We start from the raw sequence: 22261 nt of genomic DNA, 5'->3' as shown, positions 1-22261 counted from the left end.
TCCTCAGTAGGTGTGGGTCAGGCCGTCGGTGGGCGACGGCGGCACCGGCGGGACGAAGGTCTTGGGGGTGAACGACACCGTCCCGTGGTTGATCGGGAACCGGGTCGGGACGGTGCCGGTCGCCCGGGCGAAGGCGCAGGCCGTCGCGGCGACGGAGGCGGCGACGCCGGCCTCCCCCGCCCCGCCGGGCAGCTGCGCGTCCGAGGGCATGACGATGCACTCGAAGCTCGGCGGCACGTTCCACTGGCGCGTGTAGAAGTAGTTGTCCCAGCTCGCCTCGAGGAAGTGGCCGTCCTGGAGGTGGTTGCTGCTCGTCAGCGCGAGGGCGATGCCGTCGGACACGCCGCCCATCATCTGCGCCTCCAGGCCGCGGGGGTTGACGACGAGTCCCGCGTCGACGGCGATGACCGCCTTGGTGACCCGGGGTCCCGTGACGGCGTCGCGGATCTGCCGCCCCACCGTCTCGGGACGGCAGTCGATCTCGACGAGGACCGCCGTCGCGCCCTTGTACTCGGAGTGGATCGCGATCCCCTGGGCCGTGCCGGGCGGCATCGACCGACCCCACTGCCCGACCTCGGCGACCTTGCGCAGACACGCCTTGACGCGCTCGTTGCGCAGGAACGCGAGCCGGAAGGCGAGTGGGTCCTTGCGCACCTTCTTGGCGAGCTGGTCGATGAACAGCTCGTTGGCACACGCGACGTCGGGCGAGTAGATGTTGCGCATGCTGCCGGTGTTGAAGCCCATGTCGACCTCGCTGAGCAGCTGGGTCACGACGCCGAAGTCGTAGGGCAGCTCCTGGGTCAGGGTGAAGATCGACTCGGCGAGGCCAAGGTTGCCCAGACCGGCCGGCAGCTCGGAGGCCATCGCCGTGAGCCGCTCGCCGAGCCCGTGCGAGAAGTCGGTCTTGATGCTCGTGTGCCGCTGCTCGAAGGTGAGCACCTCGCCCGCGAGCAGCGTGGCGCGGATGCGCGACGTCGCCATCGGGTGCGTACGCCCCTGGCGAGGCTCGTCGGCCCGGTGCCACAGGAGCTTGACGGGCTTGCGCATCGCCCTCGAGATCTTCGCGGCCTCGATGGCGGCGTCGCCGAAGAGCTTGTGCCCGAAGGACCCTCCGCCCGTGACGACGTTGACGTCGACCTTCGCGATCGGCAGGCCGAGCGCCTTGGCGATGTTGCGCTGGGCGACGATCGGCGCCTTGAGTCCGGCCCACACGGTGGCACGGTCGTCACGGACGTCCGCGATCGCGCAGTTCGGCTCGAGCGCCGCACTGCTGCGGAACATGAACTCGAACCTCATGTCGACGGTCTGCGTCAGCAGCGGCACCTTGGGCACGGCCATCGGCAGCTCGGCGGCCTTGAGACGAGCGAGCACCGAGTCGTCCGACTCCCCCTCGACCGTGCCTCCGGCCCACGTGACGCGCAGCGCCCGCACGGCGTCGATGCACTGGCCGAACGTCGCTGCGCGCACGGCGACGCCGGTGTCGACGGCGACGACGTCGGTGACCCCCGGCATGCCCAGGACGGCAGCGAGGTTGTCGATGCTGCGCGGTGAGCCGTTGAGCGTCGGAGGACGGCACACCATCGTCGGCAGCGCGTCGGGCACGTCGAGGTCCATCGTGAAGCGCTTGCGACCGGTCACGGCCTCGAGCGCGTCGACCCTGCTGCGGGGGGTGCCGACGACGTCGAACGAGCTCGTCGGGGACAGCTCGACGTCGACGGCCGTGGTCGTCGAGCTCGCAGCGGCGCCCGACAGCTCGGCATACGTCCGGCTGCTGCCGTCGGGAGCGGTGACGACGCCGCCCTTGGCCACGAGCGAGGCCACGGTCGCACCGAGCTCGGTGGCCGCGGCCTGCAGCAGCGCGCCCCTGGCCACGGCGGCCGCGACGCGGATCGGCGTGAACATCGACTGCATCGTGTTGGAGCCGCCCGTGAGCTGGTTGAAGACGAGCTCCGGTCGGGCGGGTGCCAGCGTCACGCGGACGTCCTCGACCCGCATCGACAGCTCCTCGGCGATGATCATCGCCGCAGCCGTGGTGATGCCCTGGCCGACCTCCATGCGTGGGATGGCGAAGTGCGCCAGCCCGTGGTCGTCGACGGTGATGCGGATCAGCTGCGAGGTCGGCAGGGCCGAGTGCGTCTGCAGGTCGCCGAGGTCGTAGAGCTCAGGCACCTGCGGGACGCTGGGGACCGCGGCCGACGCGGGCTCGGCGCCGCCGATCTCCGCCGCGACCGTGAGGGTGGCACCGGCGACGACGAAGCCGATGAACCTCCTCCGCGACACTCCACCGGGCGGCGAGCCCGGCTCTCGGGCGGGGTTTTCGGCATGCGGGTGGCCAGAGGTTGTCGTCATCGACAGGAGTCCCTTCTCGGAACGGTCACGCGGGGCCGGGGTGCCGGGGGTGGAGGCTGGCCTGCGCGTGGTGGTGCTTCGTGCTGTTTCGTGCTCGTTCGTCCGTGGTTCGTCGTGCGGACGGCCACGGATTGCCCTGACTCAACGAGCCGGTCGACGCGATGTCACGGCCTGGTCCTCGCGGTCGCCCTAGAGTGAGCCCGGTGGCGACCCAGGACGACTCGACTCCCACTGAGATGAGCCGCTGGGCGCCCGATCTCGTCGACGTCCTCGTCTACGTCGTGGTGCTGGGCCTCTTCGTCGAGTACCTGCCCTCGGTCATCAGCGAGACGTTCACGCTCTCACTGCTCACGGCGGTGCTGCTCAAGGGCGTTCTCGAGGTCGTCGTCCGCATCAAGAAGCGTGCGCGGGCGCGTTTCACGGCGGCCCGGACCCCGCTGGGCAAGGTGGTGGCGGGGCTGCTGCTCTGGGGCGTCCTGGTCGGCAGCAAGTTCGTCGTGCTCGAGCTCGTCGACCTCGTCTTCGGCGATCGGGTCAGCCTCGGGAGCTTCGTGCCGGTGACGGCGCTCATCCTCACCCTGCTCGTGAGCCGCCTTGCGGTGCGGCGGCTGCTCGTGCCGTCGACAAGGGGCCTCGACCCCACCGCCTGACCTCGACGCCTGACCTCGACGGCCCTGGCACCTGTCGGGACGGTGGAGCATGTCGCTCGAGACGAGGTCGCATGCCGTGCGGCCGCGGACGCGGAACTGGCTCGTGGCGTGCCGGTGTGGCGACTCAGGGCAGGAGGGTCAGCGCGGCAGGCGAGAGGTCCCGAGGTCGATGACGTCGCTCGCCACGGAGCGCAGGTCGCGCCCGGTCCTCTCGGCGCCCACCCGCATCAGCTCGTAGGCCTCGTCGGCGCTGAGTCCCCGCTCGAGCATGACGAGGTCGATCGCCACCGCCACGTCGATGCCGTCCTGCGAGCAGGACGGGGCGGGCTGGGGCAGTTCCTTCACACCACCGCCATACCCACCCGACGACCCGCACGCGCGGTCGGATCCGGGAGCCGGCTCAGGACAGGGCGCCGCGGCGGAAGTCGGCGGTCGTCGTCAGCCTGGCCAGGCAGGTGCGTTCGGTGACGAAGGGCTGCAGGTCGACGTCGGCGGCCTCCTCGCCGACCGTCGCCATGGTGCCGCGGATGAGGCCGCGGTGGATGCCGCAGACGACGTCCGGGTGCGCCTTGGCCATGGTCAGGAAGGGGCACTCCTGCAGCGTCAGCTCGACGGTGCGACCGCGGTCCGTGGTGCGCAGCTCGGGCCGATAGCCCCACTCGTCGAGCAGGTCCACGGCCATCCCGACCTTGCCGAGCCAGGCTCCGGCGCTCGCTGCCGACGGCGGCGCCGGCGCCGTGCTCCGCTCCTCGACCCAGCGCCGCCCGGCTCCCTCGGGGTCGACCGGCGACCCGTCCGCCGCACCGGCATACGCACTCGTCAGCAGCTCGGTGAAGGCCTGCAGCGCCTCGGGGCTCGCGAGCGGTGCTGTCCCAGCCTCGGCCGCGAGGTAGATCTTCCGCGGACGCCCCACGGACCCTCGCCTCTCGGCCGTCACGACGACGCCGGCGGTCACCATCCGCTCGAGGTGGAACCGCGCCGTCGTCACGTGCAGGCCCAGCGCGGCCCCCACCTCGGCCGCTGTGACTCCGGGGTCCGGTCGCAGCTGGGCATCCTGCAGCAGCTCGAGGACGGCTCTGCGGGTCGATGACGTCATGACGTCACTGTCGTTCTCTGGCACGCACTCTCCATTTCGTTGATTTGGAGGATAGCGACGACATCGCAAACTCGAGCCACCAGGGCCGAAATCGGCGTTCTGCCGCCGTGTTTGCCGCGCCGAACCGCCCTCGCAGCAGTAGCGTGAGGCCCAGTTCGAGCAGCGGGCGGCGGCACTGCGCCTGTCCTCGAGCGCAGTGCAACCGATCGTTTGGACGATCTCCGTCGCCGATTTGGAGGATCCGTGCGTCCCCAGTCCCACCTCACCGTCCGACCGTGGGAGCGCCCGTGAGTGCCGCCTACCGTTCCAGCCCAGCGCAGGCCTCCGGGGGTGTCGACGGCCCGGCTTCGGCGGCACTGCTCAAGACCGGACGGTTCTTCACGCGGTGGGAGGAGTCCGACGACGGCCGCGCGGTGTTCCGTGAGGGTGGCCGGGCCGGCGACGTCTTCTACCGCGACCGGTGGAGCCACGACAAGGTCGTCCGCTCGACCCACGGCGTCAACTGCACGGGCTCCTGCTCGTGGAAGGTCTACGTCAAGGACGGGATCATCACCTGGGAGACGCAGCAGACGGACTATCCCTCTGTCGGCCCCGACCGGCCGGAGTACGAGCCGCGCGGCTGTCCCCGCGGCGCGGCCTTCTCCTGGTACACCTACTCCCCCACGCGCGTGCGCTATCCCTACGTGCGGGGCGTCCTGCTCGAGATGTACCGCGAGGCCAAGGCACGACTCGGCGACCCGGTCGCGGCCTGGCACGAGATCACGACCGACCCGGAGAAGCGCCGGCGCTACCAGAGCGCCCGCGGCAAGGGCGGGCTCGTGCGCGCCTCGTGGGGTGAGGCCGTCGAGATCGCCGCCGCCGCCCACGTGCACACCATCAGGGAGTACGGCCCCGACCGGGTCGCCGGCTTCTCACCGATCCCGGCCATGTCGATGGTGTCGCACTGTGTCGGCACCCGCTTCATCCAGCTCATCGGCGGCGTCATGACGAGCTTCTACGACTGGTACGCCGACCTGCCCGTCGCGAGCCCGCAGGTCTTCGGCGACCAGACCGACGTCCCCGAGTCGGGCGACTGGTGGGACGCGACCTATCTCATGATGTGGGGCTCCAACGTCCCCGTCACCCGCACGCCCGACGCGCACTGGATGGCGGAGGTGCGCTACCGCGGCACCAAGGTCGTCACGGTCAGCCCTGACTACGCCGACAACACGAAGTTCGCCGACGAGTGGATGCCCGCCCAGGCCGGCACCGACGCGGCGCTCGCCATGGCAATGGGACACGTGCTGCTCAAGGAGTTCTTCGTCGACCGCGAGGTCGGCTTCTTCACCGACTACGTGCGCACCTACAGCGACCTGCCCTTCCTCATCCGTCTCGAGGACGCCGAGGGTGAGTATGCCGCCGCGCCGGGTGACGCGGACGCCGGCGCCTTCGTGCCCGGCAAGTTCCTCACCGCCGCCGACCTCGCGGCCGACGGCGCCTCGGTCGCCGACGAGGACGCCTGGAAGACGGTGCTGCTCGACGGCACGACCGGTCAGCCGGTCGTGCCCAACGGCTCGATGGGCTTCCGCTACGCGGACTCCGGCAAGGGCCGGTGGAACCTCGACCTCGAGGGCGTCACGCCGGCGCTCACCATGGCCGGAGGCGACACCGAACCCGTCGAGGTGCTGCTCCCGGCCTTCGTCGAGCCCGACGGCACCGGCTCGGTGCTGCGCCGGGGCGTGCCCGCCCGCCGCGTCGGCGGCCACCTCGTGACGACCGTCTACGACCTCATGCTCGCCCAGTACGGCGTCGAGCGGCCGGGTCTGCCGGGCGCGTGGCCGACTGGCTACGACGACGTGACCACTCCCTACACGCCCGCGTGGCAGGCCGAGGTGACGGGCGTCCCCGCCGAGCAGTGCATCCGCATCGCGCGCGAGTTCGCGACGAACTCCGAGCAGTCACAAGGCCGCTCGATGATCATCATGGGTGCCGGCATCTGCCAGTGGTTCCACGGTGACGCGACCTACCGCGCAATCCTCTCGCTCCTCGTCCTCACCGGCTGCATGGGCCGCAACGGCGGCGGCTGGGCGCACTACGTCGGCCAGGAGAAGTGCCGGCCCATCACCGGCTGGATCTCGCTGGCCAACGCGCTCGACTGGGGACGGCCGCCGCGCACCATGACGGGCACGTCGTACTGGTACATGCACACCGACCAGTGGCGCAACGACGGCTACTCGGCCGACTCGCTGAACTCCCCTCTCGCCAAGGGCCACCTGGCCGGCAAGCACACGGCAGACACCATCGCGCAGTCCGCGCGGATGGGGTGGATGCCCTTCTACCCGCAGTTCGGCACCAACCCGCTCCAGGTGGCCGAGGACGCCCAGGCCGCCGTCGACGCGGGCACCGCCGCCAGCCCCGCGGCATACGTGGCCGGTGCCCTGCACGACGGCTCGCTGACCTCGGCGATCGAGGACGTCGACGCCCCCGAGAACTGGCCGCGCACCCTGGTGCTCTGGCGCAGCAACCTCATGGGCTCGTCGGCCAAGGGCAACGAGTACTTCCTGCGCAACCTGCTCGGCACGCACCACAACGTCATGGGCAGCGAGAACCCCAACGCACCAAGGCCGTCCGAGGTGAAGTGGCACGACGAGGCACCCGAGGGCAAGCTCGACCTGCTGCTCTCGGCCGACTTCCGCATGACCTCGACGACGCTCCTGTCGGACATCGTGCTGCCCGCGGCGACGTGGTACGAGAAGCACGACCTCAGCTCGACCGACATGCACCCGTTCGTGCACGCCTTCACCCCGGCCATCGACCCGCCGTGGGAGGCCAAGAGCGACTTCGAGCTCTTCCACCTGCTCGCCGAGAAGCTCTCGGACCTCGCGCGCACCCACCTCGGCGTGCGCAAGGACCTCGTCAGCGTGCCGCTCATGCACGACACCGCTGGCGAGACCGCCCAGCCCGGAGGTCGCGCGGTCGACTGGCGCACCACCGGGCAGCCCGGCACCCCGGGCAAGACGATGCCCGTCTTCCAGCTCGTCGAGCGCGACTACACCGCCATCGCCGAGAAGCTCGCCTCCGTGGGACCGCTCGCCGACACGCTCGGTTTCACGGTCAAGAACGTCACGTACCGCGTCGAGGAGGAGGTCGGCCGGCTCGCGGCCAAGAACGGTGTCATGCTGGGCGGCGCCGGCAACGGCCGCCCGGCGATCGACACGGACGCCAAGATGGCCGAGGCGATCCTCACCTTCTCGGGCACGACGAACGGGCACCTGGCGGTGCAGGGCTTCCGCAGCCTCGAGGAGCGCGTCGGCAAGAAGCTCGTCGACCTCGCCGAGGGGTCCGAGGAGAAGCGGATCACCTTCGCGGACACGCAGGTCCAGCCGGTGCCGGTCATCACCTCGCCCGAGTGGTCCGGGTCCGAGACCGGCGGCCGGCGCTACGCGCCGTTCACCGTCAACATCGAGCGGCTCAAGCCCTTCCACACCCTCACCGGCCGCATGCACTTCTACCTCGACCACGACTGGATGCAGGACGTCGGCGAGGCGCTGCCGATCTACCGGCCACCGCTCGACATGCACCGACTCTTCGGCGAGCCGAGACTGGGGCCCGACGGCGGCAAGCAGGTGACGGTCCGCTACCTGACGCCCCACTCCAAGTGGTCCATCCACTCCGAGTACCAGGACAACCTGCTCATGCTCTCGCTCTCGCGCGGAGGCCCCACCGTCTGGATGAGCCCGCAGGACGCCGGCTCCATCGACGTCGCCGACAACGACTGGGTCGAGTGCGTCAACGACAACGGCGTGCTCGTCGGACGCGCGATCGTCAGCCACCGCATGCCCGAGGGCGTCGTCTACGTCCACCACGCCCAGGAGCGCACCATCGACGTCCCGAAGTCCGAGGCCACCGGGCGCCGGGGCGGCATCCACAACTCGGTGACGCGGTTGCTCGTCAAGCCGACCCACCTCATCGGCGGCTACGCCCAGCTGTCCTACACGTTCAACTACCTCGGACCGACCGGCAACCAGCGCGACATGGTCTCCACGGTCCGCAAGCGCTCCCAGGAGGTGACCTACTGATGCGAGTCATGGCCCAGATGGGCATGGTGATGAACCTCGACAAGTGCATCGGGTGCCACACCTGCTCGGTCACGTGCAAGCAGGCGTGGACCAACCGCGCCGGCACCGAGTACGTCTGGTTCAACAACGTCGAGACGCGGCCCGGTCAGGGATACCCGCGCCGCTACGAGGACCAGGAGACGTGGAAGGGCGGGTGGACGCTCACCCATCGGGGAAGCCTGAAGCTCAAGGCCGGCGGCCGCGTGCAGAAGCTCCTCGGCATCTTCGCGAGCCCGGTGCAGCCCAAGCTGGCGGACTACTACGAGCCGTGGACCTACGACTACCAGACCCTCGTCGAGGCACCCCTCGGCGACGACTTCCCCGTCGCGCGGCCCAAGTCGCTCATCACCGGCGAGAACACGAAGATCACGTGGTCGGCGAACTGGGACGACAACCTCGGCGGCACGAGCGAGATGGGCCACCTCGACCCGATCGTCGCCAAGCTCAACGACTCCGTGCGCCGCGAGTCCGAGGAGAAGGTCCGCTTCGAGCTCGAGCAGACGTTCATGTTCTACCTCCCCCGCATCTGCGAGCACTGCCTCAACCCCTCGTGCATGGCCTCCTGCCCGTCCGGCGCGATCTACAAGCGCGAGGAGGACGGCATCGTCCTCGTCGACCAGGACCGGTGCCGCGGCTGGCGCCAGTGCATCACCGGCTGCCCGTACAAGAAGATCTACTTCAACCACAAGAGCGGCAAGGCCGAGAAGTGCACCTTCTGCTACCCGCGCGTCGAGGTCGGCCTGCCCACCGTCTGCTCCGAGACGTGCGTCGGCCGGCTGCGTTACCTCGGGCTCTTCCTCTACGACGCCGACCGCGTCACCGCGGCAGCCGCGACCCCCGACGAGGCTGACCTCTACGAGGCGCAGCTCGACCTCCTGCTCGACCCGAGCGACCCCGAGGTCATCGCGGCCGCCCGGCGCGACGGCATACCCGACGACTGGATGGACGCTGCGCGGCGGTCACCGGTCTACGCCCTCGCCAAGAAGTACCGCGTCGCCCTCCCGCTGCACCCGGAGTACCGCACCATGCCGATGGTCTGGTACGTCCCACCGCTCTCTCCGGTCGTGGACCTCCTTGCGGCACAAGGACATGACGCCGAGGACCGGGGCGTGCTCTTCGGAGCGATCGAGGCGCTCCGGATCCCCGTCGACTACCTCGCCGAGCTCTTCACCGCCGGCCGCACCGACATCGTCACGGACGTGCTCCGCAAGCTCGCCGCGATGCGCGCCTACATGCGCGACGTCTCGCTGGGGCGCGACGGGGACCCGTCGATCCCGGCGGCCGTGGGCCTCGACGAGGAGACCCTCTACGAGATGTACCGCCTCATGGCGATCGCGAAGTACGACGAGCGCTACGTCATCCCCACCGCCCATGTCGAGCGCGCGCACGAGCTCGAGGAGATCGGCTGCTCACTCGACTTCGACGAAGGTCCGGGGATGTACGAGTCGGGCCCGTTCGGCGAGGCGAGCGGCCGGCCGGCGCCCGTCGCGGTCGAGACGTTCAACGCGCTGAAGCAGCGCCAGACCTCCGAGTCGACGACTCCGACCACGGCCTCCGGCGAGCTGCGCGGCCGCGTCAACCTGCTCAACTGGGACGGTCGCGGCGCCCCTCCCGGGCTCTTCCCCGACGACAGCGCGAACGGCAGCGACGGCGGCCGCACCGGGGACGCGTCGTGATCGGGCTGCGACGCCGGGCGGCGCCGGTCGCCGACGACCGGGTCGTGCACCTCGTGGCCGGTCGCTGCCTCGACTACCCGACCGCCGAGCTCGTCGCCGAGGTCCCGGCCATGCGGCGGGCGCTGGCCGAGCGGGGGCCCTCCCCCGCCACCACACCGCTCGCAGAGGTCCTCGACCACCTGGGCTCCGGGCCGCTCGCGGACGTCCAGCGCACCTACGTCGACACCTTCGACCTCAGTCGCAAGCACGCCCTCTACCTGTCCTACTGGACCGACGGTGACACGCGCCGGCGCGGCGAGGTGCTGGGACGGTTCAAGACGGCATACCGCAGCAGTGGAGCCGTCGTCGACACGCACGGTGAGCTGCCCGACTACCTCCCGATGGTGCTCGAGTTCGCCGCTCGCGTGGACGCCGACGCGGGCCGCACCATCCTCCAGGACTACCGCCCGAGCCTCGAGCTGCTGCGGATCGCGCTGCAGGAGAGGCAGAGTCCGTATGCCGGTGCCGTCGTCGCCGTGTGCGCAACCCTTCCCGGGGACTCCCCGGCGGACCGCGCGGCCGTCATGGAGATGGTCGGGATGACGGGACCGCACCCGAGCGAGTCCGTGGGGCTGGAGCCGTACGACCCGAGACTGCCTCCGCTGCAACCGATCCCGTCGGCCGCGTCGTCAGGGGCGCCGTCATGAACACCTTCCTGTGGGGCGTGCTGCCCTACCTGTGCGTCGCCAGCCTCGTCGGCGGCACGGTGTGGCGCTACCGCTACGACAAGTTCGGCTGGACGACCCGCTCGTCGCAGCTCTACGAGTCGCGGCTGCTGCGCATCGGGTCGCCGCTCTTCCACTTCGGCATCCTGCTCGTCTTCTTCGGGCACGTCGGAGGTCTCGTCATCCCGGAGTCGTGGACCGACGCCGTCGGGGTCAGCGAAGGGCTCTACCACTTCAACTCCCTGCTCTTCGGCGGCATCGCCGGGGTGTGCACGCTCGCCGGCATCCTCATCCTCGTCTACCGGCGCCGCACGACCGGACCCGTCTTCATGGCGACGACGCGGAACGACAAGCTGATGTACGTCCTGCTCGTCGGTGCGATCGTCCTCGGCCTCTGGACGACGCTCGTCAGCGTCGGGGCCGGCAGCGAGGCGCACAACTACCGCGAGACGGTCTCGCCGTGGTTCCGGTCGGTCTTCCTGCTCCGGCCCGACGTCGCCTCGATGGCCGCGGCACCGATCCAGTTCCACATCCACGCGATCGTCGGGATGCTGCTCTTCGCGTTGTGGCCCTTCACGCGGCTGGTGCACGCCTTCACGGCGCCGCTGCACTACCTCTTCCGTCCCTACATCGTCTACCGGTCCCGCGACCGCCAGACCTCCGGCAACCGAGCGAGCCGTCCCGGCTGGAGCGGCGTCGGCACGACAGACCGCGACCCTCGCCGCTGAGCGGCCCGACCCACCACCAGGAGCCACCATGAGCCAGACCGCGGCCAGCCTCCGCGCGGACGCCGAACCCGACCTGTCCGGCCAGACCCGCAACCTCGCGCTCGCCCTCTTCGCCTTCACCATCACGTTCTGGGCGTGGAACATCATCGGCCCGCTCGGGGTGCGCTACACCGGCGAGATGGGGCTGAGCAGCAGCCAGAAGGCGCTGCTCGTCGCGACTCCCGTGCTCGTCGGCTCGGTCGGGCGCATCCCCGTCGGAGCGCTGACCGACCGCTTCGGCGGCCGCGTCATGTTCCCCCTGCTCACCCTGGCAAGCATCCCGTTCGTGCTGCTCGTCGCCGTCGCCGGCAACGCGCGCTCCTTCGCGCTCATGCTCGTCTTCGGCTTCTTCCTCGGCATCGCGGGCACGACGTTCGCGGTGGGCATCCCGTTCGTCAACGCGTGGTTCCGCGCCGACCGGCGCGGCTTCGCGACCGGCGTCTTCGGCGCCGGCATGGGTGGCACGGCACTGTCGGCCTTCTTCACCCCGCGGTTCGTGACGTGGTTCGGCTACACGACGACGCACGTCATCCTCGCCGTCGCGCTGGCGGCCACCGCCGCGATCTGCTGGACGTGGATGCGCAACTCGCCGGTCTGGCACCCGAACACCGACCCCGTCGTGCCCAAGCTCGCCGCAGCGCTGCGCCTGCCGATCACCTGGCAGATGTCGTTCCTGTATGCCGTCGCGTTCGGTGGGTTCGTCGCCTTCTCGACGTACCTGCCGACCTACCTCAAGGACGTCTACTCCTTCGACCTCACGGCAGCCGGCACCCGCACGGCAGGCTTCGCCATCGCCGCGGTGCTGGCCCGCCCGCTCGGCGGCATCCTCAGCGACCGCATCGGCCCGCGCCGGGTGCTCGCCATCTCGCTCGCCGGCACCACGGTCCTCGCGGTCGTGCTCGCGCTCCGGCCCCCGCTCGAGCTGCCCGCCGGGCTCTCCTTCGTGGCCATCGCGTTCTTCCTCGGCCTCGGCACCGGAGGGGTCTTCGCCTGGGTGGCCAAGGCGGCGCCGGCCGAGCGGGTCGGCAGCGTCACCGGCCTCGTCGGCGCGGCGGGCGGCCTCGGCGGCTACTTCCCGCCGCTCGTGCTCGGCGCGACGTACGAGAAGCTGATGCCGCAGTACGGCGTGGGCCTCGTGCTGCTCGCCGTCGTCGCCGCCGCGGCCCTGGTCTTCTCCCAGGCCGGCATCCGGTCGGCCGTCACGAGCTCACCGGAGCGGCGGCCCCGTCGGGCCTGAGCCACCGGCCGGCTCGCCGTCGGTACGGGTGCGGCTGCGGTCCGGGCTAGGGCGGCCAGGCACGCGACGCCCACCACGGTGACCGAGCTCGCCGCGAGCTGCCCGACCGGGCCGGGCAGCCCGGTGAGCGCTGTGGACCACTGCGGTGCGGTGACGGCCACCACGACCGTCACGCCGCCCAGCAGTCGTGCGCCCTCGCGCCAGCAGAGCAGGCCCGCCGCGGGGAGCAGCAGCCAGTGGTGCGACCACGAGATCGGGGAGACGAGCAGACCGGCCAGGCCGGCGACGACGACCCCCTCGAGGGGAGGCCGCCTGCGTCGCCGGACCATGGCCACCACCGCAAGCCCGAGCACGACCACGGCGGCCACGACCCACACCGGAACCGCCGCTCCGGGCACGGCTCGCGTCGCGGCTCCGAGGACGCTCTGGTTGTCCACGTAGCCGGGGTCGCCGACCCGGTCTGCCCTGACGACGAGCTCGCTCCAGAAGCGGACGGCCGACCGCGGCAGCGCCACCAGCCCGATCACGACCGTGAGGACGAAGCCGAGAGCCAGGTGGGCCAGTGCGCGGCCCTCCCGACGCACCGCGAGGTGCAGCCCGAAGACCAGCGGCGTCAGCTTCAGCCCCGCGGCCAGCCCGGTGAGCCATCCTCGGTGACGCACCGGGACCACGAGCAGGTCGACGAGCACGAGACCGACCACCACCCCGTTGACCTGACCGAGGTGGAGCCCACGCAGCACCGGCTCGCTGCCGACGGCGAGGGCCAGGACCACGGGGAGGCGGTCGGTGCGGGCCGTCGTGAGGACCGCTCCCCCGTCGGCGCCGTCCTGTGGGTCGACGTCGGCCAGCCAGACGGTCTGCGCCGCCCAGGCGGCCGCTCCGGCGGTGGCCACCCCGAGCACCACGAGGCTGAGCGACGGCGCCAGCGTCACAGCGGCGGCGAGGACGGCCGCGAACGGCGGGTAGGTGAAGGGGTACTCCGGGCGCACGGCATACGGGTCGAGGCCCGAGAGCCAGCGCTCCCCGGCACGCGCGTAGACCTCGAGGTCGACGTGCCCACCACGGACCGCCACGAGCGTCGCGACGACCAGCGCTGCCGCGAGCAGCGCCCGACCTGGCCACCTGGCCCACGTGGCCCACCTGGCCCACGTGGCCCATGTGGCCCACGTGCTCGGCACGTTCACTGCCGTGCGTCGCCGCGACGCAGCAGGACGAAGTGCCGACCACCGCGCCTCAGCCGTCCGTGCGGAGCCAGACCGACCGTCCTCGCGACGGACTCGACGACTCGTGAGCCGGCCACCGCCCACGGGAACGCAGCACTGCCCGAGCCGTCCGCTGCGACGAGCACTGCGGCGAAACGGTGGTCACGCTCGGGGTCGAGGTCGCTCTCGACGACGACGATGCCGCCCGGGGCCGTGAGCTCGGCGCACCGGGCGAGCAGCACCCCGGGGTCACCGCCGATCCCGATGTTCCCGTCGAGCAGGAGCGTCGTCCCCCATCCACCCTCCCCGGGCACGTCGTCGAAGACCGAGCAGTGCTCGACCGGCCGTCCGGCGGCACGGGCCATCGCGACGGCGGCCGGGGACACGTCGATGCCGAGCGCGACCCGGCCGCGCCGACGCGCCTCGGCCACCATGCGTCCCGGGCCCGAGCCGACGTCCAGCACCGAGCCGGACGTCCGCCGCAGCAGGAGGCGGTCGACGCGGTCCGCGTCGTCGAGGTAGCGCGCCACCTCGACGACCCAGGGCGTCGCGCCTGGCGCGTCCCGCGGCCGCAGGAGCAGCGTGCCGATGCCGAGAGCCAGTGCGACCTCGTAGGGCAGTGCTCCCCCGTGACCGAAGTGAGCGGTGCGGCCTCCTGTCGGCCCCGTCGCGCGGTGGGCATTGGCCTCCACCGGCTCCTGGGGCGGCGTTGTCACCGCGGGGCTCACGGAGAGTCTCATGACGCCACCGCGGCGTGATTCGCCGCCGGCACGGACACGGGAGTGGCCGGATCGGCGCCGGCGAGCTCGGAGAGCTCGGCGATCGAGGCGTGCCACTGTGCGGCGAACCGGCTCCGCGGAGCCGCGGCAGCGACTGCGACGGCCTCCGCAGCCGTGTCGACGTCGACGAGCACGGGCACGTCGCGCGTCCTCAAGCCGGCTGCGTCGAGACGGCCGCGCACCTCGTCCCCCGTCGACGCGAGCGACATCGGGACACCGCGCACGACGTCGCCCGTCGGCTCCCGCAGCCCGAGCAGCCAGAAGCCGCCGTCGGCCGCCGCCCCGAACCAGGCGTCGACGTCGTCGGGCCACGGCTCGGACGCGAGTCGACGGAGCAGCCGTGGGTCGACCTGCGGGGTGTCCATCCCGATGAGCACGGTCGGCCCGTCGCACGAGTCGAGCAGATGGGCCAGACGCACGTCCAACGGGCCTTGACACTGCGACATCACCTCGAAACCGTCTGCAGCGCAGTCCGTCTCGGCTCCGTCGAGATAGAGGAGGGAATGACCTCCCGCACGACGCACCGCGTCGAGGGTGTCCATCAGGGCTGCCCGTGCGACGAGCGCGGCGTGCGCCGGGGTCAGGGGCGGACACAGCCGGGTCTTCACCCGTCCGGGCACGCACTCCTTGGCGACGACCGCGAGCGTCGTCATCGGGCTGTCTCAGCGAGCAGGCGCGACATGTCGAGGACCGCCTCGAGGCTGCCCCGGACCGTGCCCGTCACCTTCGAGCGCCCGACCCGGGGCGCATAGGCCACGTCCTCCTCGCGGATGCGCCACCCGGCCGCCTGCGCCCGTAGCACCGTCTCGAGCGGGTAGCCGCTGCGCCGGTCGGTGAGTCCGAGACCCAGGAGGGCCTCGCGCCGACCGACGCGAAGCGGGCCCAGGTCCGTCAGGGGCAGTCCGGTCCGGCGCCGGATCCTCCGCGCGAGCTCGCGGTTGGCGAGCCGCGCGTGCAGGGGCCACGCCCCATCCGAGACCGGGCGACGCCGTCCGAGGACGAGGTCCGCGTCGCCGGCCAGGACGCTCCGGGCGAGTCGGGTCACGTCCGCGAGGTCGAGCGAGCCGTCGGCGTCGCAGAAGGCCACCAGCGGCGCGGTGGCCGCGCACAGGCCCGCATGGGCGGCCGCCCCGTACCCGCGCCGGGGCTCGCTGACCACGAGGGCGCCGAGTCGCGCCGCGACGGCTGCACTACCGTCCGTCGAACCGTTGTCGACGACGACGGCACGACAACCGGGCGGCACGGCGGCGAGCACCGCGGGCAGGGCCCGGGCCTCGTCGAGGCACGGGAGGACGATGTCGACGAGGACGTTGCTGGCTGGCGTCGGATGCACGTCACTGACGCTAGGAGGCCGGCGCGGGCAACGGTGTTGCGAAGTCCTTACGAACCGCGAACGTCCGAACGACCCTGCGACACAAGCACACTCGCGACAGTGACCGCTGTGACCACAGCCCAGACCACGCCGAGCGTCGCCGCGTAGTCGTGGGTGAGGACCGTGGGGTTGGAGGTGCCTCGGCCCTGGGCCACGACACCGGGAACCAGGACGAGGGTCAGCACCGAGCCCACGACGAGACCGACGCGCAGGATGCCACGAGAGACAGGCGAAAGGGCCCGCCCGCCCCTCTCGACCATCCGCGACACGACTGCGGTCGCCGGAGCCACCAGTGCGTCGTGCACGACGATGGCACCGGCCAGCCAGACACCGAGGCCCCCCAGCTGCCCGACGGTGAGGTGCGCGAGGGCCTCGGCCACCCCGACGGCGACGAGGCCCGCACCGACCATCACGAGGAGCACCCGGACGGCGCGCATCACAGCACCTCGACCGAGGAGAGCCACTTGGTCTGGAGCACCCCGGGACGTCCTGGCGCGATGACCCGTGCCGGGTAGCCGTGCTCCACGTGGAGCGGTCGCCCCCCGAGGGCGAGCGCGACGAGCGTCAGGGGGTCGGCGGCATACTCCCCCGGCATCTCGGTGACCGTATAGGCCCCGTCGCGCTCGAGGCTCGTCAGGCGCAGGCGCGACCCCGGCGAGGCACCGGCCGCGACGAGCAGGTCCCGCAGCGCGACGCCGTCCCACACGCCGTCGGCGCTCCAGCCCTCGACGCAGGCGATCGGCAGCGCCGAGCGCGACTGCGGCATGGCCAGCAGGCTCTCCCGTGAGAAGGAGGTGCTCGCCGTCGGGGTGCGCACGAGCAGCCGCCACGCGGGGTCGATCGCGGCGGTGGTGACCCCGGCCTGCGCCGCGGTGCGGTTGACGGGCAGGCCCTGCGGCCCGACGGCGCGGTCCCGCGGGACGATCCGGGCCAGGGGCTCGATCCAGCCGACGGTCTGTCCGGCGCCGAGCAGACCCAGCGCGGCCACGCCGAGGCCGGTGGACGTCAGCAACGTCCGCCGCGACACCTGGTCGGCTGACTCAGGGACGTCGACCTGTCGGCGCCTCAACGGGATCCACCTCCCGCACGCCAGTGGCCCACGACGAGCGGCAGCTTCACCGCGACATGGAGGAGGACCGCTCCGGCCATCACCCAGGCGAGCGCGTAGTGCGTCTGCCGGAACGGGAAGGGCCACGGGTACCACTGGAAGGTGTTGACGAGGCCGATCACCGGTTGGAGGAGGCCGGTCGACACGAGCAGCGCCACGGACAACCGCTCGACCGCACTCGGCAGGGACGTGACCGGAGGCCACTCGAAGAGCCTCGGGTAGACCACCCACAGCTTGGCGAGCACGAGGGGCAGCATCATCGTGCCGAGGAGGACGTGCGCGCCCTGCGTCCACTGGTAGAGGCCGGCCGGACGCGTCGGCAGCGTGAGCCATGTCGGCGGCTCCTGCACGACGTGGCTCCACATCCCCGTGAGCAGGACGACCACCAGGTCGGCTCCGAGGAGCCGCCCGATGACGACCGCGTTCCGGGTCGTGCGCGCCGGAGAGTCGAGTCCGCGGCGGACGGCTTCCAGCCGTGGGACGAGGAGGTCGTCGATGTTCTGCGTGAGTCGGTTCACGCTCTCCAGCGTCGAGGGCCGGGCTCGCATCGACCATGACGGACTTCTTACGAATTGCGAACGCCGTTGCTGCGGAAGCATTCCGGCGGCACCGACGTCGGCATGATCGGTGGGGTGAGAACCGCCCTGACCACCTTGGCGCTCGTCGCGCTCGCCGTCGTGACGTCCCGGCTCATCGCGGCCGAGTCGATCTTCGACGGGGCCGACGGGCTGCCCCTGCTCGGATGGACCGCGGTCGCCTGGGCCCTCTTCGCGGTGGCGTGGTGGTCCCAGCGTCGGCTGCCCCGGCGACGTGCGGCCGCGCTCGTTGTGGTCGGCACGCTGGCCATCGGCATCGCCGCCATGGCCGGCCCCCCGAACACCAGCACCGACTCGGCCCGCTACGCCTGGGACGGGATCGTGAGCGACGCGGGCATCTCGCCGTACGCCCAGCCGCCCGCCTCCGACACCCTGGACGGGGTGCGCGAGCCCTGGCTCTTCCCGCCGGCGACGGCCGCGGCCGACGGCACGGCACGCTGCGTGGGCTCCCGCGTGGTCACGACGCGGAGCGTCCCGGACGGAGACCTGCTCTGCACGACCTTGAACCGCCCGTCCGTCCCGACCATCTACCCACCGGTCGCGCAGGGCTGGTTCGCGCTCGTGCGCGGCGCGGTCCCTCCGAGCGCGACGTGGTGGCCGATGCAGCTGGCCGGCCTGGTCCTCGTCGTGGCGATCACCCTCATGGTGATGCGCCTGCTGTCCCGCCGTGGGCTCGACCCGTGCCGGGCGGCGTGGTGGGGGTGGTGCCCCTTCGTGGCCTCGGAGGCGGTCACGAACTCCCACATCGACGCGCTCGGCGTCGCCCTCGTCGTGGGCGCCACTCTCGCGGCGGGTGCCCTCGTGGTCGTGCCGGGCCGGGCGCGCCCCGGGTCGCGCTCGCGACGTCCCGTTCTCGTGGGGGTGCTGCTCGGGCTCGCGGCTGCGGTCAAGTTCGTGCCCGGCACGGCAGCCCTGCCCCTCGTCCGCCTCAGCCCGGTCAAGGTGGTCACCGCCGCAGCGGCGACGTTCGTCGTGGTCTACATCCCGTTCGTGCTCGTCTCGGGCGGGGCCGTGCTCGGCTACCTCCCGGGCTACCTGCGAGAGCAGGGATACGAGAGCGGTGACGGCTTCACCCTGGCGAACCTCGTCGTGCCGGGGCCGGCCGCCTCCGCCGTGTCGGTCGTCGCCCTCGTCGTCGTCGCCGTGGCCCAGTGGCGCCTCGCCGACCCCGACGACCCGTGGACCGCGCAGCTCGTCGGTGCGGGCGCCATGCTGCTCGTCCTGAGCTCGCCCTACCCGTGGTACGCGCTCGTGCTCGTGCCCTTCATCGCCCTCACCGGCCGCTGGGAGTGGTTCGTGGTCCCCGTCGTCATGACCGCCCACCTGCTCGTCCCGGACGTCGCCGTGATGCGCGGTGTGGTCCCCCTCGCCGTCGTGGTCGTCGTGGCCGGATGGCTCCTGCGACGCCGCGCGCGCACGCCGCACGCCGTCGCGCACGAGGAGGTGCGTGCATGACCACGCTCGTCACGGGAGGCGCGGGGTTCATCGGGTCGCACGTCGTGGAGGCCCTCGTCCGCGACGGCCACCGGGTGCGCGTCCTGGACTCGCTGCGGCCCGACGTGCACGGTCCGTCGCCGGACCTCAGCCCGCTCCGGGAGCTGTGCGGCGTCGAGGTCGTCGTGGGTGACACGACCTCGACGCACGACGTCGCGGACGCCCTCGTCGGCTGTGACCGCGTCGTGCACCTGGCGGCCAAGGTCGGCCTCGGCGTCGACTTCGCCGATACGGAGGACTACGTGCACACCAATGCGACCGGCACCGCCGTGCTCCTCGGGGCGGTGGCCCGAGCCGACGTCCGGCGTCTCGTGCTGGCGTCGTCCATGGTCGTCTACGGCGACGGCGACTACCTCGACGAGGCAGGCACGGTCGTGCGTCCGCGCCCGCGGCGCCGCGTCGACCTCGACGCCGGACGGTTCGATCCCGTGGGCGTCGACGGTGGGGCGCTCCGGCCCACGCTCGTCGGCGAGGACTCGCTGCTGGACCCGCAGAACGTGTATGCCGCCACGAAGCTCCACCAGGAGCACCTCGCGACGGCCTGGGCGCTCGCCTGCGGTGGGAGCGGCATCGCCCTGCGCTTCCACAACGTCTACGGTCCGCGGATGCCGATGAACACCCCGTATGCCGGTGTCGCCTCCATCTTCCGGTCGGCCGTCGAACGGGGCGAGGCACCGCTCGTCCTCGAGGACGGGGCGCAGCGGCGCGACCTCGTCCACGTGCGCGACGTGGCCGACGCGGTGGTGGTGGCGCTGGAGGCGACCGGCTCGCGGCCACGCGGGTCGGTGCGGGCCTACAACGCCGGCAGCGGCGTCGTGCACACGATCGGCGAGCTGGCCGCGGCGCTCAGCACCGCGGCCGGCGGTCTCGCCCCGGTCGTCACCGGCGGCTACCGGAGCGGTGACGTGCGGCACGTCACCGCCAGCTCGGAGCGCGCTGCGGTCGAGCTCGGGTGGCGGGCCCGGATCGGGTTCGAGGAGGGGATGCTCGAGCTCGCGCACGCGCCGCTGCGGCCACCGGCCGGCTCCGCCCCGCCCATCCGGCGGCGTGCCGGGTGAGCGGGGCGGGACGAAACCTCTGCGGGCTGGGTCGCGTCAGCGCGTGGTTGCGCGCCCCAGGGCCGGCTCGCTGATGGACGGGCGACCCGTCTCGAGGTGACCGGCCACTCCCCGCAGGAACGTGCCGTCGTGCGCGACCACGGTCAGGTCGTACCACCCGCCGTTGGCGGACGTGTCGACGACGAAGGACCGCTTCCCGACGACGGAGGTCCCGGCATACGCGTCGTCAATCGTGACGCGCACGCCGCGGAGCGCCTCGACGGCCACCGACAGGCGCTGGGTGCGCCCGACCCTCGAGACCTCGACGCGCACCCGGTCGGTCCGCGTGTCGCCGGCGAAGCGCCGGAAGAAGCCGTTCGGCCCGTGCAGGTGGATGTCGTACTCCCCGCTGACCGGCCAGCTCGCCCGCAGCTCGTCGCCGGCGCCCACGGTGTAGCTGTGAGGCGCACCCGCCGGCTCGACGAGGCGTGCCTGGACGTGCGCGCCGCGGCGCCCGCGGTTGTCGAGGTCGACGGTGACGGCGCCCGGCGTGGCGACCTCGCGCACCTCGAGCGCGTAGGGCGTCGGGCGTGCCGGACGCGTGCCCGGCTCCTGCGACGGCATGGACGCCTCGGCGGGCGGCGTGGGCCGGTACGACGGGTGACGCTGGTCGTCGAAGGGCTTCCAGCTCGTCGTGCTCGGGAGCGCGGGCACCTTCTCCACGATCTTCCCGAAGTCGAACGCCGAGGTCAGGTCCCCGGCGACCGAGCGCCTCCACGGGGTGATGTTGGGCTCCTTGACCCCGAAGCGCGTCTCCATGAGCCGGATGACCGACGTGTGGTCGAACGTCTCCGAGCTCACCCAGCCGCCGGTGCTCCACGGCGAGACGACGAACATCGGCACGCGCGGACCCATCCCGTAGGCGCCGGGACCGTGCTCACCGTCGTAGAACTCGTCCACCGTCGAGACCGTCGACGCGCCGGGGATGACGGGCGAGTTCGGGTGCGGCGGCACGAGGTGGTCGAAGAAGCCGTCGTTCTCGTCGTAGGTGATGAGCAGGACCGTCTTGGCCCACACCTCGGGGTTCGACGTCAGGGTGTCGAGGACCTTGGAGATGTACCAGGCCCCGTAGTTCGTCGGCCAGTTCGAGTGCTCGCTGAAGGCCTCCGGAGCCGCGACCCAGCTGACGGACGGCAGGGTGCCCGCCTCGACGTCGCGGCGGAGCAGCTCGAAGTAGTCCTGTCCGTCTCGGGCCTTCGTGCCGCGACGCGCCCTCTCGTAGAGGGGATCTCCCGGCTTCGCGTCGCGGTAGCGGTTGAAGTAGAGCAGCGAGTTGTCGCCGTAGTTGCCGATGTAGGGGTCGGACGTCCAGCCCCACGAGCCCGCGCCGTCGAGGCCGGTGCCCTCGTCCTGGTAGACCTTCCACGAGACGCCGGCCTGCTCGAGCCGCTCCGGGTAGGTGCGCCAGTCGTAGCCGAGCTCGTCGTTGTAGAGGACGGGGCCGCCGCCCTTGCCGTCGTTGCCCGTCCACCCCGACCACAGGTAGTAGCGGTTGGGGTCGGTGTTGCCGATGAAGGAGCAGTAGTAGGCGTCGCACACCGTGAAGGCGTCGGCGAGCGCGTAGTGGAAGGCCGCGTCCTGACGCTCCAGGTGGGCCATCGTCGTCGTGCCCTTGGCCGGCACCCACCCGTCGTACTGCCCCTTGTTGACCGCCGCCTGGCCGTCGGTCCAACTGTGCGGCAGGCCCTCGAGGAACGCGGCGCCGAGGTCGTCGACGGTGGGGTGGAAGGGCAGCACGTCGCGCGTGCCGTCGGACTGGTGCCACACGTTCTTGCCGCTGGGCAGGCGCACGGGGTGCGGGTCGCCGAAGCCGCGGACGCCGCGCAGGCTGCCGAGGTAGTGCTCGAAGGACCGGTTCTCCTGCATCAGGACGACGATGTGCTCGACGTCCTTGAGCGAGCCGGTCGCGCGGTTGGCGGGGATGGAGGCAGCGCGCGCGATGCTCTCGTTGAGCATCGTCGCCGCCGCGGCTCCCCCGGCGATCCGGAGGAAGCGACGTCGGTCGAGGTCGACCATGGGAACTCCTGGTGTGGTGGA

General features: G+C 71.8%; 18 protein-coding genes and 1 pseudogene. 8 read left to right on the top strand and 11 right to left on the bottom strand.

The features are described from left to right. Positions 1-3: 3 nt before the first annotated feature. Positions 4-2349: a molybdopterin cofactor-binding domain-containing protein gene (locus IEY30_RS01830; protein ID WP_030146371.1), complete on the bottom strand. Its 2346-nt coding sequence runs from the start codon at positions 2347-2349 to the stop codon at positions 4-6. A 203-nt stretch (positions 2350-2552) separates the two neighbouring features. Here IEY30_RS01830 and IEY30_RS01825 point away from each other — a divergent pair, with 203 nt between their 5' ends. Next, a complete protein-coding gene (locus IEY30_RS01825) occupies positions 2553-2999 on the top strand; it encodes a hypothetical protein (protein WP_081920258.1) in 447 nt (148 codons plus the stop codon). 138 nt (positions 3000-3137) lie between these two features. Here the strand turns inward: IEY30_RS01825 and IEY30_RS01820 are convergent, their stop codons facing one another. Next, positions 3138-3344 carry an ANTAR domain-containing protein gene (locus IEY30_RS01820; protein ID WP_030146373.1) on the bottom strand — a complete coding sequence of 69 codons (207 nt, stop codon included), beginning with the start codon at positions 3342-3344 and terminating at the stop codon, positions 3138-3140. A gap of 55 nt (positions 3345-3399) precedes the next feature. After that, positions 3400-4095: a helix-turn-helix transcriptional regulator gene (locus IEY30_RS01815; protein ID WP_052358140.1), complete on the bottom strand. Its 696-nt coding sequence runs from the start codon at positions 4093-4095 to the stop codon at positions 3400-3402. A gap of 275 nt (positions 4096-4370) precedes the next feature. Between IEY30_RS01815 and IEY30_RS01810 the strand changes: the two genes are divergently transcribed. The 5 genes from IEY30_RS01810 to IEY30_RS01790 are packed head-to-tail and all read left to right on the top strand — an operon-like array spanning position 4371 to position 12576. Beyond that, positions 4371-8153, top strand: coding sequence for a nitrate reductase subunit alpha (locus IEY30_RS01810; protein WP_081920259.1), 3783 nt, complete (start codon positions 4371-4373; stop codon positions 8151-8153). After that, positions 8153-9868: a nitrate reductase subunit beta gene (narH, locus tag IEY30_RS01805; protein ID WP_030146376.1), complete on the top strand. Its 1716-nt coding sequence runs from the start codon at positions 8153-8155 to the stop codon at positions 9866-9868. Before IEY30_RS01810 ends, narH begins: the two co-directional genes overlap by 1 nt. Continuing rightward, positions 9865-10554, top strand: a complete 690-nt coding sequence (narJ, locus tag IEY30_RS01800; protein ID WP_030146377.1) for a nitrate reductase molybdenum cofactor assembly chaperone — start codon at positions 9865-9867, stop codon at positions 10552-10554. Before narH ends, narJ begins: the two co-directional genes overlap by 4 nt. Beyond that, positions 10551-11300 (top strand): respiratory nitrate reductase subunit gamma, encoded by a 750-nt coding sequence (gene narI, locus IEY30_RS01795; protein WP_030146378.1) that lies wholly within the window; start codon positions 10551-10553, stop codon positions 11298-11300. Before narJ ends, narI begins: the two co-directional genes overlap by 4 nt. Before the next feature lie 28 nt (positions 11301-11328). Continuing rightward, positions 11329-12576, top strand: a complete 1248-nt coding sequence (locus IEY30_RS01790) for an MFS transporter (RefSeq protein ID WP_030146379.1) — start codon at positions 11329-11331, stop codon at positions 12574-12576. 266 nt (positions 12577-12842) lie between these two features. On the opposite strand, the pseudogene IEY30_RS21740 reads toward IEY30_RS01790, so the two are convergent. The 7 genes and pseudogenes from IEY30_RS21740 to IEY30_RS21730 all read right to left on the bottom strand — a co-directional run. Then, positions 12843-13565, bottom strand: a pseudogene (locus IEY30_RS21740) (glycosyltransferase 87 family protein); the annotation flags it as partial. Positions 13566-13756: 191 nt separating this feature from the next. Beyond that, positions 13757-14518, bottom strand: a complete 762-nt coding sequence (locus IEY30_RS01785) for a class I SAM-dependent methyltransferase (RefSeq protein WP_081920261.1) — start codon at positions 14516-14518, stop codon at positions 13757-13759. Beyond that, the gene (locus tag IEY30_RS01780; RefSeq protein ID WP_052358142.1) at positions 14515-15210 is read right to left on the bottom strand and encodes a TIGR04282 family arsenosugar biosynthesis glycosyltransferase; all 696 of its coding nucleotides are present in this window, start codon (positions 15208-15210) and stop codon (positions 14515-14517) included. The genes IEY30_RS01785 and IEY30_RS01780 overlap by 4 nt, the downstream gene beginning before the upstream one ends. Then, positions 15207-15890: a glycosyltransferase family 2 protein gene (locus tag IEY30_RS01775; protein WP_030146382.1), complete on the bottom strand. Its 684-nt coding sequence runs from the start codon at positions 15888-15890 to the stop codon at positions 15207-15209. Before IEY30_RS01775 ends, IEY30_RS01780 begins: the two co-directional genes overlap by 4 nt. A 47-nt stretch (positions 15891-15937) precedes the next feature. Beyond that, positions 15938-16366, bottom strand: coding sequence for a hypothetical protein (locus tag IEY30_RS01770; RefSeq protein WP_156035044.1), 429 nt, complete (start codon positions 16364-16366; stop codon positions 15938-15940). Continuing rightward, on the bottom strand, positions 16366-16998 hold the full coding sequence (locus tag IEY30_RS21735) for a molybdopterin-dependent oxidoreductase (RefSeq protein ID WP_229674790.1): 633 nt from the start codon (positions 16996-16998) through the stop codon (positions 16366-16368). Before IEY30_RS21735 ends, IEY30_RS01770 begins: the two co-directional genes overlap by 1 nt. After that, a complete protein-coding gene (locus IEY30_RS21730; protein WP_229674789.1) occupies positions 16995-17555 on the bottom strand; it encodes a hypothetical protein in 561 nt (186 codons plus the stop codon). The genes IEY30_RS21735 and IEY30_RS21730 overlap by 4 nt, the downstream gene beginning before the upstream one ends. Before the next feature lie 114 nt (positions 17556-17669). On the opposite strand from IEY30_RS21730, the gene IEY30_RS01760 reads away from it, so the two are divergent. Further along, the gene (locus tag IEY30_RS01760) at positions 17670-19088 is read left to right on the top strand and encodes a glycosyltransferase 87 family protein (protein WP_162180972.1); all 1419 of its coding nucleotides are present in this window, start codon (positions 17670-17672) and stop codon (positions 19086-19088) included. Then, the gene (locus tag IEY30_RS01755; protein WP_030146385.1) at positions 19085-20185 is read left to right on the top strand and encodes an NAD-dependent epimerase/dehydratase family protein; all 1101 of its coding nucleotides are present in this window, start codon (positions 19085-19087) and stop codon (positions 20183-20185) included. Before IEY30_RS01760 ends, IEY30_RS01755 begins: the two co-directional genes overlap by 4 nt. Positions 20186-20221: 36 nt before the next feature. On the opposite strand, the gene IEY30_RS01750 is transcribed toward IEY30_RS01755, so the two are convergent. Next, positions 20222-22240, bottom strand: coding sequence for a phosphocholine-specific phospholipase C (locus IEY30_RS01750; protein WP_030146386.1), 2019 nt, complete (start codon positions 22238-22240; stop codon positions 20222-20224). Positions 22241-22261 lie beyond the last annotated feature (21 nt).

It is taken from the genome of Terrabacter tumescens (genome assembly GCF_014646815.1).
GTDB lineage: Bacteria > Actinomycetota > Actinomycetes > Actinomycetales > Dermatophilaceae > Terrabacter > Terrabacter tumescens.
Note: the sequence above shows the minus strand (reverse complement) of the source record. Positions and strands in the feature narration are given on the sequence as shown.